Below are 16,248 nucleotides of genomic sequence, written 5' to 3'. Positions count from 1 at the left end.
ATTTCAGCCTGGCGTGGAGAAAACCGGATCGCGCAAGCCCTGCACGCTTGGCGCTTCCGCGTTGCCGTCCATGTCGAGAATGACGATTTCGTTGTCCCCTTGGCGTAGCCAGGGTGCGGGCAGGAACAGGCTTTGTTGCGGGCCAATGCGCCAATAGCGGCCGAGGTGATGGCCGTTCACCCACACATGTCCCTTGCCAAGCGTGCGCGTGTCCAGGAAAGTGCTGCCTGCCGCGTTGGTGTTGAAATGGCCCCGCCAGAAAGTGGGACCGCGTTTAGCCGGCGACCCGTGCGCAAAGCGCAGGCCGGATACATCGGCCAGCGGAAGGGGGAACACCTCCCAGTCGAGCAGCGGCTTGTCGCCAAGGGACACCGAACGTGTGAGGCCCTTGCGCTCATCCGCCAGCATGGGACCGAAGTTGACCCGTCCCATGTTCTCGACCACCACGTCCAGCGTGCTGCCGGCCGCGAGATCGAGGTCCATCACATGCTCGTCGCGCCGGCGATCCAGCGTGGCGATGGTGGTGCCGTCGGCCAGGACATGGGCGTAATCGCGGACCGCCCCGAGGTCCAACTTGCCGGACGCGCCTTCAGCAAAGCGCTTGCGGTAGACGATGAAGCCATAGCCCTGTCCATACGCCTCCATATTGCGGGCCAGGCGGGACGCGATGGGCCTGGGCAGCGCATCGACCAGCGCCACAGACTCATCCAGCGCGAAGCGCGGCACCGCGATGGTGGACGCGCTCTGTCTGGGCAAATCCGGCAGGCGTTCGCCTGGCGCCAGATGGCGTTCTATCGCGGCGCGGATGGCGTAGAACTTGGGCGTGGGCCGGCCTGCTTCGTCGATGGCGGCGTCGTAGTCGTAGCTGGTCGTATCGGGCTGATAGGTTGTGCCATGGCTGTTGGCGCCGGGCTGCCAGCCGAAACTGGTGCCGCCGTGCGCCATGTACAGATTGAAGGAGATGCCTTGCCCCAGCATCCAGTCCACCGCGTCGGCCGCCAGCTTGGGGCTGACCTGATGATGCCGCTCGCCCCAATGGTCGAACCAGCCGGCCCAGTATTCTCCGGCCATGCGCGGCACGTTCCGGCGGAAGCCTGCCAATTGCGCGAAGGCGTCCTTCACCTCGTCCACGTTGCCGTTGAAATTGACCACCGGCGTCAGGCCGGGCAAAGTGCCGCGGTCAAGCAGGGTCGGGTCGGGGCCGTCCGACGTGAACAGCGGCAGGTCGAAACCGGCATCGCTTAACTGCTTCTGGATGGCCGCCATGTAGGCGTGATCTTCGCCGTAGGAGCCGTATTCGTTTTCCACCTGTGTCATCAGGATCGGGCCGCCGCGCGAGGACAGCAACGGCGCCACCTCCTGCGCCACGCGCTTGAAGTAGCGCGCCGTCGCTTCCAGGAAGCGCGGATCCATGCTGCGCACCCGCAGCCCCGGTGTCCGCAGCAGCCAGGCGGGAAAGCCGCCGAAGTCCAGCTCGGCGCAGACATAGGGGCCGGGCCGCAGCACCACGTTGAGGCCGACCTCCTGCGCGGTGCGGATGAAGGCGGCCAGGTCCAGGTTATCGCTGAAGTCGAAGCGGCCCGGCTCGGGTTCATGCAGGTTCCAGAACACGTAGGTGGTGACGGTGTTGAGGCCCATGGCCCGCACCTGCTGCAGGCGCTCGCGCCAGAATGCGCGGGGAATGCGGGCATAGTGCATTTCGCCGGCGCGGATGACGTAGGGCTTGCCGTCCAGCTCGAAGCGATCTCCCGCCACGGCAAAATGCGGCACAGCCGCCTGGGCACCCAGAGCCGCCATCATGATGCCCAGCGCCGCGAGTTGCTTCATGTCTGTGTACGCCAATCTCGTCTCCCGAAAGATTTAAAACATAAACATAAGACCATAACGAAAGATGGTCGTCAATGTCGGCGAAAAATCGAAAGATATCGTGCTGCCTTCCTTGCGTTTCGAAAGATTGTTGGCGCGCCCTCTGGCCTGATGCCGCGACGCACGGAACGGAGTAATATGGCAATACTCGGAGGAACGTCATGAACGATCGCCGTACCATCATTGCATTGCCGCTGTTATTGGCAGGGCTATTGGCATTGCCGCCGTTCAGCGCCGCTGCTGCACCGGTCAGACGGCTGCTGGTCGTGGACACGCAAAAGACGGAACCGTATATCACCATCACCGGCGCCATGCTCGACGCGCTTGCCGGCCACGGTTTCGTGGTCGGACGTAACCTGGAGGTCGAACGCTATTCGCTCTCCCAGTTTGAGGGCGCGGCCACGCACATCTGGGAACTCAAGCACGGCGCTAGCTTCGACGTGGTCTACATCGCCGGCACGATCGCGGCCAAGGCCTTCGCAAAGATCGCGGCCGAGCATCCGCGCAGCCGTTTCGTATTCGCCTCGGTCACCGATCCGGTGGGCCTGGGTTTGATCGGCGGTTTCGGCACCGCACCGACCGGGAACGTCACCGGCGTTTCTTTTCCAGTGCCGGTCAAGGAACGTCTGCGGTTTATCCGGCGGCTGATGCCGCGCGCGCGTACCATCGGCCTGATTTACGGCGATATGCCGCAATCGCTCAGCTATCGGACGTGGCTGGAACAGTTGCTGTCCACCGATCCGGAGTTTAAGGATTTGAAGATCATTTACCGGAGCGTGAAGTTCGTCAGGGGGGACAACGGCACGCAACGCATGGCGATGCAGACGGTGCCGCTGATCGAAGAGCTGAATCCGCTGGTGGACCTGTTTCTCGCGCCGAACGATCAAATGGGGATCAACCCGGAGTTCGCGCGCACGATGGCGAAATATGCGAACAAGCCCCTGGTCGGCGTGATCGAGCCGGACGCCCGCGCGGGCTGGGGCGCGGCCATGTGCATGTACCCGTCGCTGCCAGGCATGGGGCAACAAGCAGCAAAAATGATCGCCCGCTTGCTTGCCGGCGTATCCATTGCCGCGATTCCCGCCGAGACGCCGTCCAGGACAGGCGTGGCCTTCGACTTCAAACTGATCAAGCACTTTGGGATTGCCGTGCCTCCCGACCTGATGGACGCCGCGAGAAATTCCGGTACGATCAGCGGCCAATCGCGGTGACGCCTAGCCGCTGTCGTAAAGCCGCTGTCGTAAAGCCGGCTTGCCGCCGCCAGAAAACCCCGGAATGCTTGATTCACGTCACTATGCGGTGTAGAACGTAAATAGTGTGCACTCAAAAGGCCCCCGACAATGAGGTCGCCCCGCCCGCTACCAGGCAGGAGAGATCGCGTGAAAACATGGCGAATTATGCTGCTTCCGCTTGCCTGCCTGGATCCCGGGGTGCGCACGGACAACACGGTAAAATACTCGCGTTGTTCGCAAGACGGACCGCTTGATCCGGAATGCGAATGCCACCCAGCTGGCGCTGGGTTATTACTACACACTTACAAAGCGGACCAATCTGTATGTCGTCAGTTCATATTTACGCAATGGCAGCGCCGCAAACTACCAGGCCACGCTGCCCGGCGGCACCCGCCGTCAGGTCGCCGCTGGCATGCGCCATCAATTCTTGGCGGGGAACGCCGTGAGTTCACGCCACCGGCTTGCGCCGTTGCTGCTGGGCGCCCTGCTGGCCTGCTGGAGTCCGCTGGCCGCCGCCGACACCGTCCGCATGGCCTTCGGCGAGAAGATCCCGCCGTTTTGTTTTCCCGAAACCGATTCCGGCATTGAAGTGGAAATACTGCGCGAGGCGCTGGCCTATCGCGGCCACGTCATGACGCCGCACTACTATCCCTTCGCCCGCATTCCGGTCGCGTTCAAGGCCGGCGACGTCGATGCCGCGATGACCGATCTTGGCGAGGACATGGAAAAATGGGGTGCCCACTACGGCGATCCGGCGGTTTTCTACGACAACGTCTTCATCAGCCTGAAGCAGCGCCATCTGGATATCAAGACGCCGGAAGACCTGCGCGGCCTGACCGTGATCTCCTTCGCCGGCGCCGCCAGGCGCTATCCGGAATGGCTCGACGAGGTCAGGAAGGCCGGCCATTATTTCGAGCAGAACGACCAGGCGCTGCAGGTGCTGACCCTGGATCGCGGGCGCTATGACGTCGTGCTCAGCGACCGGAATATTTTCAGGTATTTCACGCTGCAACTTAAGCTGAACAAAACCTTTCATCCCAAGCCCGTCGTCGAGCAGAGCTTTGTCAAGTTCAACCCGATGGACTACCGCGCAGTGTTCCGCGATAAAAAAGTGCGCGACGATTTCAACATCGGCCTCAAGCACTTGAAAGACAGCGGGCGGTTTAACGCGATCTATCAAAAATACCTGGGCGATGGCAAGGGCGGCTAGGCATAACCGGAGGGACGCTGATGCAGAACGTGGTCTATCACTTTCACTTCGCAGACGGCCAAAGCGCGCGCTGCGCGGTCGGCGACGAGGCCGGCGGCGAACCGGCGCACTTGCCGGCGTGGACCGCGCTGGAGTTCCAGCAGTGTCCCAACTGCGCGCTGCAGCCCGGCAGCACGTCGCATTGCCCGATGGCGGTGCGCTTCGTGCCGCTGATCGCCATCATGGGCAAGCTGCGCTCCTATGAGCAAGTCGAGGTGCGGGTGGAGACGGCGGAACGCAGCGTCGCCAAGCACACCACGGTGCAGCGCGGGGTGGGCGCCCTGATGGGCCTGCTCGCGGCCAGCAGCGCTTGTCCGCACACGGCGTTTCTGCGGCCCATGGCCCACTTCCACCTGCCGTTTGCCTCCGAGGAGGAAACCATCTACCGCGCGGCCTCCACGTATTTGCTGGCGCAGTATTTCATCGCCCGCGAAGGCGGCCAGCCGGACTGGGAGCTGGAAGGCCTGAAGGCGCGCTACCTGGCGCTGCAAGGCGTCAACAGCGCCATGGCCAGGCGCCTGCGGCAGGCGGTGGACGAGGATGGCGCGCTCAACGCGCTGATCATCCTCGACCTGCTGGCCAAGGCGCTGCCCTACTCCATCGACGATAAACTGGACGACATCAAAGCTGCCTTTGCATGCGCGTAACCGCCGCCGCTATAGGTGCGCTCATGCTGATGGCGTTGCTGGCGTGCGGAACGCAGTCGCACGTGACAATACGGCCGGCGCCCGCCGCCTTGAGTTCGGCGTAGGCGGCGTCGGCGAACAGCGCATGGACCCCGATGCAGATTGGCGCTTCGCAGGCGGCTTCTTTTAGCTGCGTCGTGGCGGCGATCATGGTCGCCGCGGTCGAGATGATGTCGTCCACCAGCACCGGCGTCCTGTCGGCCAGGACCGCGGCGGGCGGCAGCGATACCGCCACCTCGCGGTCGCCGCTGCGCACCTTGCGCAAGACAGTGTAGGGACAGCCGACGGCGGCGGCCACCTGTCCCACCCATTGTTCGCTTTCCTCGTCCGGTCCGACCAGCACCGGACGCGCCACATTGGCCGAGACCCAGCGGGCGATTTCCGGCGCGGCCGGCACCATCTCCGTGGCGATGCCATACAGTTCGGACAGCTTGTGGAACCGGTGCAGATGCGGATCGACCGTCACCAGCCAGTCGAAACAGCCCGACAGCAGGCGCGCAAAATGCCGCGCCGTGACGCCTTGCCCCGGTGCGAAGCTGGCGTCCTGGCGCATATACGGCAGGTACGGCGCCACCAGGCCGACGCTGCGCGCCCCCAGCTCGCGCGCCACGCAGGCGCACAGGTAGACGGCCATGATCTGGGTATCGGGCCGGTTCAGCGCCGCCACCAGGATCACGTCGCGGCCCGCCACGGCGGGCGTCAGCTGCGGGCAGGTTTCGCCGTCGGGGAAGCGGTGCACCAGCAGCTCGCCCGCGTCGCAGCCCAGGCTTGCCCGCAAGTGGCCGGCGAATTGTTCGGCGCCGGGCAGCGCCATCAACATCGCAGTCATCATGCCTCCTGTATCGAAAAGATATTGTCCTGCGCCTCGGCATATGCCAGGGCGTACGCCAGCTCGCCCGGCGATTCTGCGTGCAAGGTCAGCAAGGGCTGGCCCGCGCTCAGCATGGTGCCCAGCGGCGCGTGCAGTGCCAGCCCGGCGGCCGGCGATTTCGGCGCGCCGGCCAGCTTGGCCAGCCGCGCCAGGCGGCGGTTGTCGATCGCCACCAGCCGTCCCTGATGCAAGGCGGTCAGCACATGGGTGTAGGCCGCCCGTGGCGGCGTGCGCATGCCGCCCTGGGCCTCGCAGATGGCCTGCAGCTTGGCCCAGGCGGCACCGCTGTCGAGCACGCGGCGCGCCAGCGCCAGGCCCTCGCCGGGCGCGGCTTTGCGACCGAGCTCCAGTACCCGCGCCGCCAGCTGCAGCGCGCGCTGGCGCAAATCGTCCGGCGCGCCGGCCTGGTTCTGCAGCACCGCCAGCACATCCCACGCTTCCAGCGCCGGGCCGACGCCGTGGCCGACCGGCTGGTTGCCGTCGCTGAGCATGACGTTGACGTTGATGCCGAGCGCCTCGCCGACCGCATCCAGCCGCCGCGACAGCGCATGCGCCGCCTGCTGCGAACGCACCTTGGCGGTACGCCCGACCGGTATGTCGATCACCACATGGGTGGAGCCGGCCGCTATCTTCTTCGACAGCACCGACGCCACCATCATGCCGTCGCTGTCCAGGCCCAGCGGCCGCTCGACCCGGATCAGCACATCGTCGGCGGGACTGAGCGAGACCGCCCCGCCCCAGGCGATGCAGCCGCCTTCCCGCTCCACCACGCGCCGCATGGTCGGCAGGTCCAGCGCCACCGGCGCCAGCGTCTCCATCGTGTCGGCGGTGCCGGCCGGCGAGGTGATCGCCCGCGACGACGTCTTGGGGATGGTCAGGCCGCAGGCGGCCACGATCGGCACCACCAGCAAGGTGGTGCGGTTGCCGGGCAGGCCGCCGACGCAGTGCTTGTCGACCACCAGCTCGCTGTTCCAGTGCAGCCGCTGGCCCACCGCCACCATGGCGCGGGTCAGCGCGATGGTTTCGGCCACGTCCATCCGGTCGCCCGAGCAGGCGGTGATCAGGGCCGCCAGTTCGATGTCCGAATAACGGCCGTCGACCACGTCGCGCACGATGGCCTGGGCCGCTTCGGAGCCCATCGGGCGGCCATAGATCTTGGCCCGCACCGCCGACATCGAGGCCACCGGCTGCGCATGCGCCACCCGCAGCGGCGCGCCCTCGCTGCCGCCCAGCGCGCGCCACGCCGCTTCCGACAGGCCCAGTTGATTCATCGCTATCCAGTCGCCGTGCACCACGTTGAGGGTGGCCACTATGTGCCGCTCGCCGTGCCAGATCTCGATGCGCGAACGCGTCTCGAAGCCTTCCGACTTGCAGACCGGGCAGTCGCTGCGCAAATAGGCGACCGGCTCCTGGTAGGTGTCGATGCGCAGGCGGTGCAGGTGCAGGCCTGGGACCGGGCTGTCCAGCGCGGCCTGGCGGTTCATGTCAGCTCCTGCTGTTCCAGATAGTCGGCCACATGGCAGTCCCAGTGCAGCTGCTCCTCGATGCGGCGGCGCAGCGCGTCGGCCGCCGCCGGTTCGCCGTGGGTGATGAAGGTGCGCCGGGGCGGCTGTTCGAAGTGGCCCAGCCAGGTCATGATCTCGCCCGCGTCGGCATGTGCCGACAAATTGTCGATCTGCCGCACGCTGGCCCGCAGCGGCACGTATTCGCCGTAGATCTTGATCTCCGGCGCGCCGTCGAGCATGGCCGCGCCGCGCGTGCCGCCGGCCTGGAAGCCGGCGAACAGGATGGTGTTGCGCGGATCGCCGGCGAAGGCCTTCAGGTGATGCAGCACGCGGCCGCCGGTGGCCATGCCGCTGGCGGCGACGATCACCATCGGCAGCTGCTTCTGGTTGAGCGCGATCGACTCCTCGACGCTGTTGACGATATGGGCGGCATGGCACATCGCCTCGCACTGATGGCGGTCGAGGCGGTGCAGATGGCGGTGCTTCTGATAGAGCGCCGTGGCATCGGTGGCCATCGGGCTGTTCAGGTAGACCGGCAGCGCCGAAGGCAGCTGGCCCTGCTGCTTGAGCTGGTGGATGGCGTACAGTATCGATTGCGCCCGGCCCACCGCGAACGCCGGAATGATGGTGACGCCGCCGCGCGCAGCGGTCTCGCGGATGGTTTGCCCCAGCAGGATGGCGGGATCGGCCGGGTTGTGCAGGCGGTCGCCATAGGTCGATTCCAGCACCAGGTAGTCGCTGCGCGTGATGGCGGCCGGTTCGGCCATGATGGCGTCGTGCATGCGGCCCAGGTCGCCGGAAAAAGTGACGCTGCGGCTGCCGTCACTGACGGTGACGATGGCCGCGCCCAGGATATGGCCGCCCAGCGCCAGTTGGCCGCGCAGCGGGCCGCAGATGGCGAACGGTTTTCCGAACTCCACCGGCGAGAAATATTTCAACGCCCGTTCGGCGTCTTCCTCGGTGTACAGGGGCAGCGCCGGCGCGTGCTTGGAATAGGCATGGCGGTTGGCATGGTTGGCCTCCTCCTCCAGCAGGCGGCCGCTGTCGGGCAGCAGGATCTTGCACAGATCGTAGGTGGCCTCGCTGCACAGGATCTTGCCGCGGAAGCCGTTCTTGACCAGCAGAGGCAGGTAGCCGCTGTGATCCAGGTGAGCGTGGGTCAGCACCACGGCCTCAATCGTGGATGGCGCGACCGGCAGCTCCGCCCAGTTGCGCAGCCGTAGTTGCTTGTAGCCCTGGAACAGGCCGCAGTCGAGCAGCATGCGCGCGGCACCCGAGGTCAGCAGGTATTTGGAGCCGGTCACGGTGCCGGTCGCTCCTAGGAATTGTATTTTCATGGTCTCCACCTCGGCTGGATTGAACGGATGTGTGGTCCGGCTCGCTTTACAGTCTATTGAGGTGAAGTAACAAAAACCTTGACGCAGATCAAAAACGCCGGAAGGCGGGGATTTCACAGGACTTTGACGATGGGCAGGCACAAGGTCAGGCGGGTACCGGAGGCGTCCGACTCCAGCCTCAGCTCCGCGCCGATCGACGCCGCCCTGCGTATTTGATTGCGCAACCCCTTGCCCTCCTTGCTCAGTCCCTCGTCAACCGAGAAGCCGAGGCCGTTGTCGGTAAGGATGACCAGCACCGAGCCGGCCTCGACGCCGGTGGCGACGCGGATTTCGGTGGCCGCCGCATGCTTGACGATATTGGCAAACGCCTCCTGCAGGATACGCAGAATATGCAAGGCGTTGCGGGGATCGATCCAGGCCATCGGCGGGACATTGTCCACTTCCCATCGCAGCTTGATGCCGGCGCTCTCAAGCCGTGGCCCCAGGCGGTAGCGCAGGGTAGCCAGCAGCAGCAACAGGTCGGCCTGTATCGGTTCCATCGAGTCGATCGTCAATTTGAGGTCGTCGATGCAATTCTTGAGCACGTCCGCGACCATCGCTGTGTCGATGTGTCCGCGCTCCACCGCCAGCAGCGCGGTGAGCAGCGACGAGCCCATGCCGTCGTGCATATCCTGCGTCAGGCGCTGGCGCTCGTCGTGCAGCGTCTGGATCAGGGCGATCTCGCGCAGGCGCCGGTGGGTCTCCTGCAGCTCGTCCTCGCGTTGCTGCAAGCGCTGCTGCAAGCCGGCGTTGACCAGCCTGACGTTGTTGTTCGCTTCCAGAAAACGAAGGTAGATGATGTACATGAAAATCAGGAAGGCGCCGATGTTGTTGTAGGGACCCAGATAGATGTTCTCGATGTCCACGTAATTATTCTGCAGCAGCCAGTCGTAGATGCCGAGCAGCAGGCCGATGATGCCCCATGCGCTCAGGAGCAAACCATCGTGCGAATGCGTGCGCCAGCATTGGTAGCCGCCCACCGCCCCCACCGCCGTCCCCACCAGCATCAGGACGATATAGGCCAGCGGCGCCAGCGTGTAGGAGTCGAGCACGAAGGAAAGCCAGGGCAAGGTCAGGATGCCGATGCACACCGTGACCGCGCAGACCATGCGATTGAGCCAGCGCACCGGATGCCGGTGCAGAAAGTTCAGGAAGAAGTGGGTGACCAGCACCATCCAGAAGATCGCGTTGATGGTGATCCAGCTGAACCATTCGTCGCTGATGGGCAGCCGGCTCTCCCCCACGTGGTAATGCAGGGTGCGCAAAAAGGACGCGACCGAAATCAAGAAGAACAGCAGGTAGATGGTTTCGCCGCGCAGACGCAGCCACACGAAGAAGGAAAACAGGCCGACGGCCAGGAAGGCCGCGCTGCTGGTGTAGGGCAGTTGCACCTGCACCAGATAGCGCGCGCGGTAGCGCCAGTTCAGGCTGGCGTCGGTGCCCAGCCAGAGCGTGGAGATGCCGCCGCCGGAGGTGCTGGGACGCTCGATGCGCAGCAGGATGGTGCGCGGCGGTGCGGCGTGGGCGGTGCCGTCCAGCGCGATCCAGAGCGGGATGTTCCAGCCATTCCAGTACACGTTCTCATGCGACTGGTACAGCAGGCGGTGGTCGCCGTAGACGGCGATCTGGCCGTCGGTTTTCCAGCGCGGGATGTAGAGATAGCGCGGTGCGGAGGACGCCGGCAACGCCGGCACCTGCATGCGGTACCAGGTCACCACGGTAGCCGGGCCGGATGGCTGGTCCGGGCTGGCAAGCGGAGTCAATTGTCGGACTAGCGCATGCGGCAGCGCCACCGACTCCCATCGGCCTTGCAGTCGGCTGGTGTCGGCTTCGTAGGGCGGTGCGGAATAGCCGTGGCCTGCCGCGACCAGCAGCTCGGCTTTTGTGATATGCAGGGGTGTTTCGGCTTGCGCCGTGCCATACCAGAACAGGCTGCACAATATCGGCAGACATGCGACGCGCAACACCGTATTAGTTTCGGAGCAAACCCTGCTGCCTGGCCTCGTAGATCGCCTCGGCCTTGGAGTTGACCTGGAGTTTTCTATAAATGCGGCGCACGAAAGTGAGCACGGTATGACGCGATACCGCGATCAGTACCGCAATTTCATCTGCGGTAAAGCCTTTGGTGATGAGTTCAAGGACTTCCTGCTCGCGGGCGGATAGCAAAGGGCGCGTCGCTTCCTGCTCCAACGGGACAGGAAGCGACGGGGCAGGATTCTGCTGGCGAAAGCGCATCAGGACCTGGCGAGCGATAAGTGGGCTGATGGGGCTGCCGCCCAGATGCAGGCTGCGAATCTCGCCCACCATGCTGTGGGCTTCGCTATCTTTGAGCAAGTAACCGGTGGCGCCGGCTTCCAACGATTGCATGACATGCATTTCATCGCCAAAGACGGTGCAGACCATGATGCCGCAATCGGGCTGCTTCAGATGCGCGGCGCGAATGACGTCGATACCCGATCCATCCGGCAAACCCAGATCAACCAGCAGCACGTCCATCGCCAGCGCGTCAGCAGCCCGCAAGCCTTGCGCCCGAGTGCTGGCGACCGTGAGCAACTCCATGTCCGGCGCGCCGTTGATCATGTTCCGCAGCATTTGCTGAAAATCGACGTCGTCCTCCACGAGGACTACACGGATCGGGACGTTGGCGGAGGGTGTCTGCATGAGGAAGCGACAGGCCGATGCTGGTACTGGCCGGTAAAGGGTTATGCACGACGCGGGTTACGCATGATGCCACATTCGGGGGTCTCCGCTGATGCCCCGCGTTGATTCTTTGTCCGCAATTCTGGGGACAGACCGGAATAAGTTTGAAGCATACCATGATTACATCCCTGACAACACTGTATCCGGCGGATGCACGCTGGAACAGCGATGGCATGGTACCGATGCGGCACGCGGCAGCACAGCGCGCCGTCAATTTGAATCATTACATTAAGGAATGAAAATGAAAAACCTGACCACACAAGATGCACTGGGAATCGCAGCATCCATTAACGCCAGGCCTGAGCTGTCCCTGGCGGTGGGGAGCGCCGGTGCCACAGCGGAACCCGCCAGTCTGTTTGTCGGATATGACTCCTTCATGAGCGCGCCGCGTTCGACGGCGGTCAAAGGAACATTCACCAACGGCGGCCTGGCAGGCACCATGGGCTACACAGTGTGCACCTGCATCGAGGACGTCAGCAACGCCTTGAGCATTTCCGCCTCAGTGTCTGCCTCCTGTGGGTTTGGCTCGGTTGACGCGAAGTCCGATTTTCTCCGCAAACTCAAGGTGACCACGACGAGCGTGCATATCGTTGCGTACGTTAACGCCATCACGGCGGCCGCCCAATACTCCACCGTCTCGTTCGATGATCCATCGTACACCGATGCCAAGTCGTTCTTCTCGGTTTACGGCGACAGCTTCGTCGACGGCATCAAGCAAGGCGGCGAATACGCCGCGGTCTATTCCTTCCATTCCCGGTCGGTCGATGAACAAAGCTCGGTAATATCGACGCTGAAGGCGCACGGCATTGGCGAGGGCGGCACCATCGATGCATCGCTACAGGTGAGTTTGCAGAATGCATTTTCGAGCATAACAACCGAAAAGTCGCTGAAACAATTCCTCCGCGGATCGGCGGCGGCCTATCCTGCGACGGAAGATATCGTGCAGTTTGCGCTGAATTTCCCGACCCAGGTGTCGGCAAATGGTGCAGTGACTTTGTCCTTCTCGACTTCGCCCTATACCCGCGTGCCGTACTTCCCCGCAAACCTGGCGGATGACTACCAGAAGATCGTAACGAATGTCCAGCGCTTTCTGGAGGCGGCAGCTAGTCCAGCCTTGTCCACCGTGTACGCCAACACCTACGCTTTGGCCAACAGCGTGGCGGCGGTTGAGGATATTTACAGGACCTACGCGTATAACGACGATGCACTGTCCCGGAACGGCGCGCTGGTGATTGCCGACCTGGCTACATTGAGGGAGCTGTTCAACAGCTTGGAGAATAATCCAACGCAAACGCTGACGGTGCCCGCGTTGAACTCCACCGGTTGGCAAGCGCCGGTTCTCAATTGTACGCTCGGCTCGGTGATGCTTTCGACAGGCGGCGGCGATCAAGTCTTCACGGATGTCTCGCTGAATGACGTGCCGCAGAAGACAACCATCAAAAGCATTGCGCTAAAAGGCGACAAAGTGCTGGACTCGATCGCCATCGTCTATGCAGCCGGCGACAACACCAATCAGTGTACCCACGGTGGCGATGGCGGCTATGGCCCCAGCACCATCACCTTCGGCGAAGGCGAACGCATCACGAAGATCGCAACGACCTATGGCAATGTGATCAACCAGATCACCTTCACCACGTCGCGCTCGTCGACCCCCACCAGTTGGCCTCCCAATCCACGCGGCTGCGATTACAACGGCTCCTGGGAGGAGTCGGGCTCCACGCGGCTATTGGGCTTCTCCGGGTCGTATGGCGACTACGTCGACCTGCTCCGGGTTGTGACAGTCACGTTCGCGCCGGCGACGTTCGGCGCCAATTAACGGTTCGCCTGCTGTGACTCCCTGCCGGCCAAGCGGCGGCATGGGGTCATCAGGTTATAACAACTTCCAATCTATGAGGTCCATCATGATCCAGTCCCAAGCCTTTGATGCCGGCAACGGCATTATCGCAGCCAATCTGCAAATGAATGACATCCGGGCGGTATTCGAATCGCTGCCCATCCAGGCTACACGTGAATACTACGAATGCAAGAGCGCCCCGATTACGCCGGCGGGGCTGATCGAATCCCACTTCAAAGGCATCGCCGCATTCGGGGACAAGCTCATCTTTTCGCATACCAACCTCATCCCACTTTTCCCGGCATCCAACGGAAAATACTTGATCGGAGACGCCATAAGCGCGGGCGATCAAGGCCAGATTGATTGCACCTACAACACGGCGCATCCCGGCTGGTGTCATCCATGCGGCGCGCAGGCATGCGGAAGCTTTATGGCGATGGGCATCCAGCTATCGGCATCCGGCAAGGGAGCCGAAGTGTCTGAAATTCAGATCTACGATATCCGGAATGCACGGCACGATCAGCCGATCGTTCTTATCGGCGCAATCCCAAGGCCGAACGACGGGATCAATGGCGTTGCGATGACCAAGGAGGTTGGTGAGGATGGAAAATATATCGTGGCCGGCGTTAACGGTCGTTCGCTGACTGTCTACAAATCCGCCAACTCATCCTTGCTGCCTGACGGGACCGTCTCTTTCGCCGAAATATTTCGCGACGATGATTTTGAGGCGTCCGGCGCAGGCTTGGCACTCATCACTCAAGTGGACGGTGGCATTTACCTGGTCTCGATGAACGCGGACGATGACGGTTCCAATTCCCTGATCGCCCTTTACAAGTTGGATCTCGAGAGCGCACCGCCTGCTTGTATCCAATTGGCGCAGAAGGCGATGCCGGTCCCTGGGGTGAGCGACTCGATCACCCTTCTGGAAAAATACCTTGCCTGCATCGATCCGCCGATGGGACTTGCACTGGCGGCGCTGCTGGCACTCGGTAGTAGCAGCCTCAACAGCTCCTTCCGCTGGGGTAAAGGCCTTTCAATTACTTCGCCCGATAGCATCGAGATCTACGCCACGGACCGAAATGTCCTGCCGCTTTCCCACATACCGCAGATCGGATCGAAAAAGGACTTCTCCCTGGTTGTTTGGACCAGTCTGGGGTAGGAAGCATCATGAATCCCGAACGCCGAAGTATTTTGCTTGGTGGATTGGGCGCTGTCGCAAGCTTATCCATGCTATACCCCTATGCGCAGCGCATGTCCAAATTTGAGACGCTGTTTGCGCAAGCGCTCAACGATCCAGACCATTTGGAGCGGGTGCGGCACTTGCGTGAGCGACACCAGAACGGCGCAGCCAGCGCGGTTCCGCCACGCAGAAATCCCTCTGAGCGACACGTGGCCAACGAAGCCGTCCGACTGATGGTGCTGTTGGAAGTGACCAGCGAACCCCGCTACGAGGCCTTATATCGGCGACCTGTCTGGCCTGGCGGCAGGTCTGGCGCGACGATAGGCGTGGGCTACGATTTGGGGTATTCCAAGAGCGCCTGGATCAAGGAGGACTGGAGCGGCTATGTGGACACCGCCGATTTGGGGCAGTTACAAAAGGTCTGCGGAAAGACCGGCACCAACGCCGGTGGATTGATACTTGGCTTGCACGACGTTCTGGTGCCATGGACCGTCGCCTTTTCCCAGTTCAAGGAAAAGGCGCTGCCGTTGTACATAGGAGAAACGCTGAGCGCCGTGCCGTTGGCGAATAAGTTATCTGATAAATCACTGGGTGCATTGGTATCGCTGGTCTACAACCGAGGTGCCTCCTTCAACGCGCACGGCGATCGCTACAAGGAAATGCGCGCGATTAAGCATGCATTGGTGTCAGGCGACTATGCCGTCATTCCCGACTTGATTCGTCAGATGGCACGGCTATGGGAGGGTAAGGAACTTAAAGGATTGCGCCATCGCCGAGAACTGGAAGCGACGCTGTTCCAGGAAGGACTGGAGTGAGGGCTACAGCGCCTTCACCTCTTCCTCGGTGAAGCCGGCTTTCAGGCGCGCCTCAATGTTGAACGGTCCGCGCGGCGTCGGCGCCTTGTAGCGTATGGCCAGCTCGGCATAGGTGGCGCGCGGTTCCAGGCCGCGCTGCTGGCACAGGTAGTTGTACCAGCGGTTGCCGATCTCCACGTGGCCGACCTCGTCGCGCAGGATGATGTCCAGGATAGCCGCCGCGTCGCGGTCGCCGGCTTGGGCCAGCTTGGCGCGCAGCGGCGGGATCGCGTCCAGACCGCGCGCTTCGAGCGTGCGCGGCACCAGTGCCATGCGGGCCAGTACGTCTTCGGTGGTCTTGCCGACCATTTCCCACAGGCTGTCGTGTGCCGGGAAGTCGCCGTACTGGTAGCCGAGCGTTTGCAGGTGGGCGGCCAGCATCGCGAAGTGGGTCGCTTCCTCGGCGGACACGCGCAGCCAGTCGATGTAGTACTCCTGCGGCTGGTCGGGGAAGCGCCATAGCGCGTCCAGCGCCAGGTTGACGGCGTTGAATTCGATGTGGGCCAGCGCGTGGATCAGCATGGCCCTGCCCTCCACCGTCGCCATCGAGCGCCGTCCCACCGACAGCGGCGGCACCAGCTCCGGTTTGGCCGGCCGGCCCGGAATGGCGCCAGACGGCACGATGACGCTGGCCGGTTCCAGCCCGCATTGGCCCGCGCGCGATGCCGCCGCCATCGCCGCGACCGCCGCCACCTTGGCGCCGGGGTCGCTCTCCAGCAGGCAATGCAGCGCATAGGCGCGCAACTCGGTTGGGGTGGGCATGGGATTCCTTGAAACTTGAAAAAGCACGCAGTGTAGCAAATCCCCGGTGTGATGCGCGGCAACAACACTGCGTCGCCCGCACCCGGGCCAAGGCAACTTGATTCCAAATTAATATCTTCCCTGAGGTAAGATT

At 63.0% G+C, this 16,248-nt stretch carries 13 protein-coding genes; 6 read left to right on the top strand and 7 right to left on the bottom strand.

Annotated features, from left to right (window positions below):
- Positions 1-3 precede the first annotated feature (3 nt).
- On the bottom strand, positions 4-1,827 hold the full coding sequence (locus ACEN9O_RS24145; protein ID WP_495614341.1) for a glycoside hydrolase family 35 protein: 1,824 nt from the start codon (positions 1,825-1,827) through the stop codon (positions 4-6).
- A gap of 200 nt (positions 1,828-2,027) precedes the next feature.
- Here ACEN9O_RS24145 and ACEN9O_RS24140 point away from each other — a divergent pair, with 200 nt between their 5' ends.
- The 3 genes from ACEN9O_RS24140 to ACEN9O_RS24130 all read left to right on the top strand — a co-directional run bounded on the left by ACEN9O_RS24140 (position 2,028) and on the right by ACEN9O_RS24130 (position 4,994).
- Positions 2,028-3,077: an ABC transporter substrate-binding protein gene (locus tag ACEN9O_RS24140; protein ID WP_495614340.1), complete on the top strand. Its 1,050-nt coding sequence runs from the start codon at positions 2,028-2,030 to the stop codon at positions 3,075-3,077.
- A 463-nt stretch (positions 3,078-3,540) separates the two neighbouring features.
- The gene (locus tag ACEN9O_RS24135) at positions 3,541-4,308 is read left to right on the top strand and encodes a substrate-binding periplasmic protein (RefSeq protein ID WP_495614339.1); all 768 of its coding nucleotides are present in this window, start codon (positions 3,541-3,543) and stop codon (positions 4,306-4,308) included.
- 20 nt (positions 4,309-4,328) lie between these two features.
- Positions 4,329-4,994 carry a DUF6901 family protein gene (locus ACEN9O_RS24130; protein WP_495614338.1) on the top strand — a complete coding sequence of 222 codons (666 nt, stop codon included), beginning with the start codon at positions 4,329-4,331 and terminating at the stop codon, positions 4,992-4,994.
- Here the strand turns inward: ACEN9O_RS24130 and ACEN9O_RS24125 are convergent.
- The 5 genes from ACEN9O_RS24125 to ACEN9O_RS24105 all read right to left on the bottom strand — a co-directional run bounded on the left by ACEN9O_RS24125 (position 4,969) and on the right by ACEN9O_RS24105 (position 11,446).
- A complete protein-coding gene (locus ACEN9O_RS24125; protein WP_495618530.1) occupies positions 4,969-5,862 on the bottom strand; it encodes a ribose-phosphate diphosphokinase in 894 nt (297 codons plus the stop codon). The genes ACEN9O_RS24130 and ACEN9O_RS24125 overlap by 26 nt on opposite strands.
- Positions 5,862-7,388: a thymidine phosphorylase family protein gene (locus ACEN9O_RS24120; protein ID WP_495614337.1), complete on the bottom strand. Its 1,527-nt coding sequence runs from the start codon at positions 7,386-7,388 to the stop codon at positions 5,862-5,864. Before ACEN9O_RS24120 ends, ACEN9O_RS24125 begins: the two co-directional genes overlap by 1 nt.
- Positions 7,385-8,746 carry an MBL fold metallo-hydrolase RNA specificity domain-containing protein gene (locus tag ACEN9O_RS24115; RefSeq protein WP_495614336.1) on the bottom strand — a complete coding sequence of 454 codons (1,362 nt, stop codon included), beginning with the start codon at positions 8,744-8,746 and terminating at the stop codon, positions 7,385-7,387. The genes ACEN9O_RS24120 and ACEN9O_RS24115 overlap by 4 nt, the downstream gene beginning before the upstream one ends.
- Before the next feature lie 113 nt (positions 8,747-8,859).
- Positions 8,860-10,749, bottom strand: a complete 1,890-nt coding sequence (locus ACEN9O_RS24110; RefSeq protein ID WP_495614335.1) for a sensor histidine kinase — start codon at positions 10,747-10,749, stop codon at positions 8,860-8,862.
- Positions 10,750-10,756: 7 nt separating this feature from the next.
- Positions 10,757-11,446, bottom strand: a complete 690-nt coding sequence (locus ACEN9O_RS24105) for a response regulator (protein WP_495614334.1) — start codon at positions 11,444-11,446, stop codon at positions 10,757-10,759.
- Positions 11,447-11,726: 280 nt separating this feature from the next.
- On the opposite strand from ACEN9O_RS24105, the gene ACEN9O_RS24100 reads away from it, so the two are divergent.
- The 3 genes from ACEN9O_RS24100 (at position 11,727) to ACEN9O_RS24090 (ending at position 15,314) form a co-directional block, all read left to right on the top strand.
- Positions 11,727-13,301 (top strand): jacalin-like lectin, encoded by a 1,575-nt coding sequence (locus ACEN9O_RS24100; RefSeq protein WP_495614333.1) that lies wholly within the window; start codon positions 11,727-11,729, stop codon positions 13,299-13,301.
- 85 nt (positions 13,302-13,386) lie between these two features.
- The gene (locus tag ACEN9O_RS24095) at positions 13,387-14,478 is read left to right on the top strand and encodes a hypothetical protein (RefSeq protein ID WP_495614332.1); all 1,092 of its coding nucleotides are present in this window, start codon (positions 13,387-13,389) and stop codon (positions 14,476-14,478) included.
- Between the two features lie 8 nt (positions 14,479-14,486).
- Entirely contained in the window at positions 14,487-15,314 is an 828-nt protein-coding gene (locus tag ACEN9O_RS24090; RefSeq protein WP_495614331.1) for a hypothetical protein, read from the top strand.
- Between the two features lie 3 nt (positions 15,315-15,317).
- Here ACEN9O_RS24090 and ACEN9O_RS24085 read toward each other — a convergent pair whose 3' ends face one another.
- Positions 15,318-16,115 (bottom strand): ferritin-like domain-containing protein, encoded by a 798-nt coding sequence (locus ACEN9O_RS24085; RefSeq protein ID WP_495614330.1) that lies wholly within the window; start codon positions 16,113-16,115, stop codon positions 15,318-15,320.
- Positions 16,116-16,248: the final 133 nt, after the last annotated feature.

This window comes from Duganella sp. Dugasp78, from assembly GCF_059491455.1.
The sequence above is the reverse complement of the archived record's forward strand: the minus strand, read 5'-3'. Positions and strand labels throughout refer to the sequence as shown.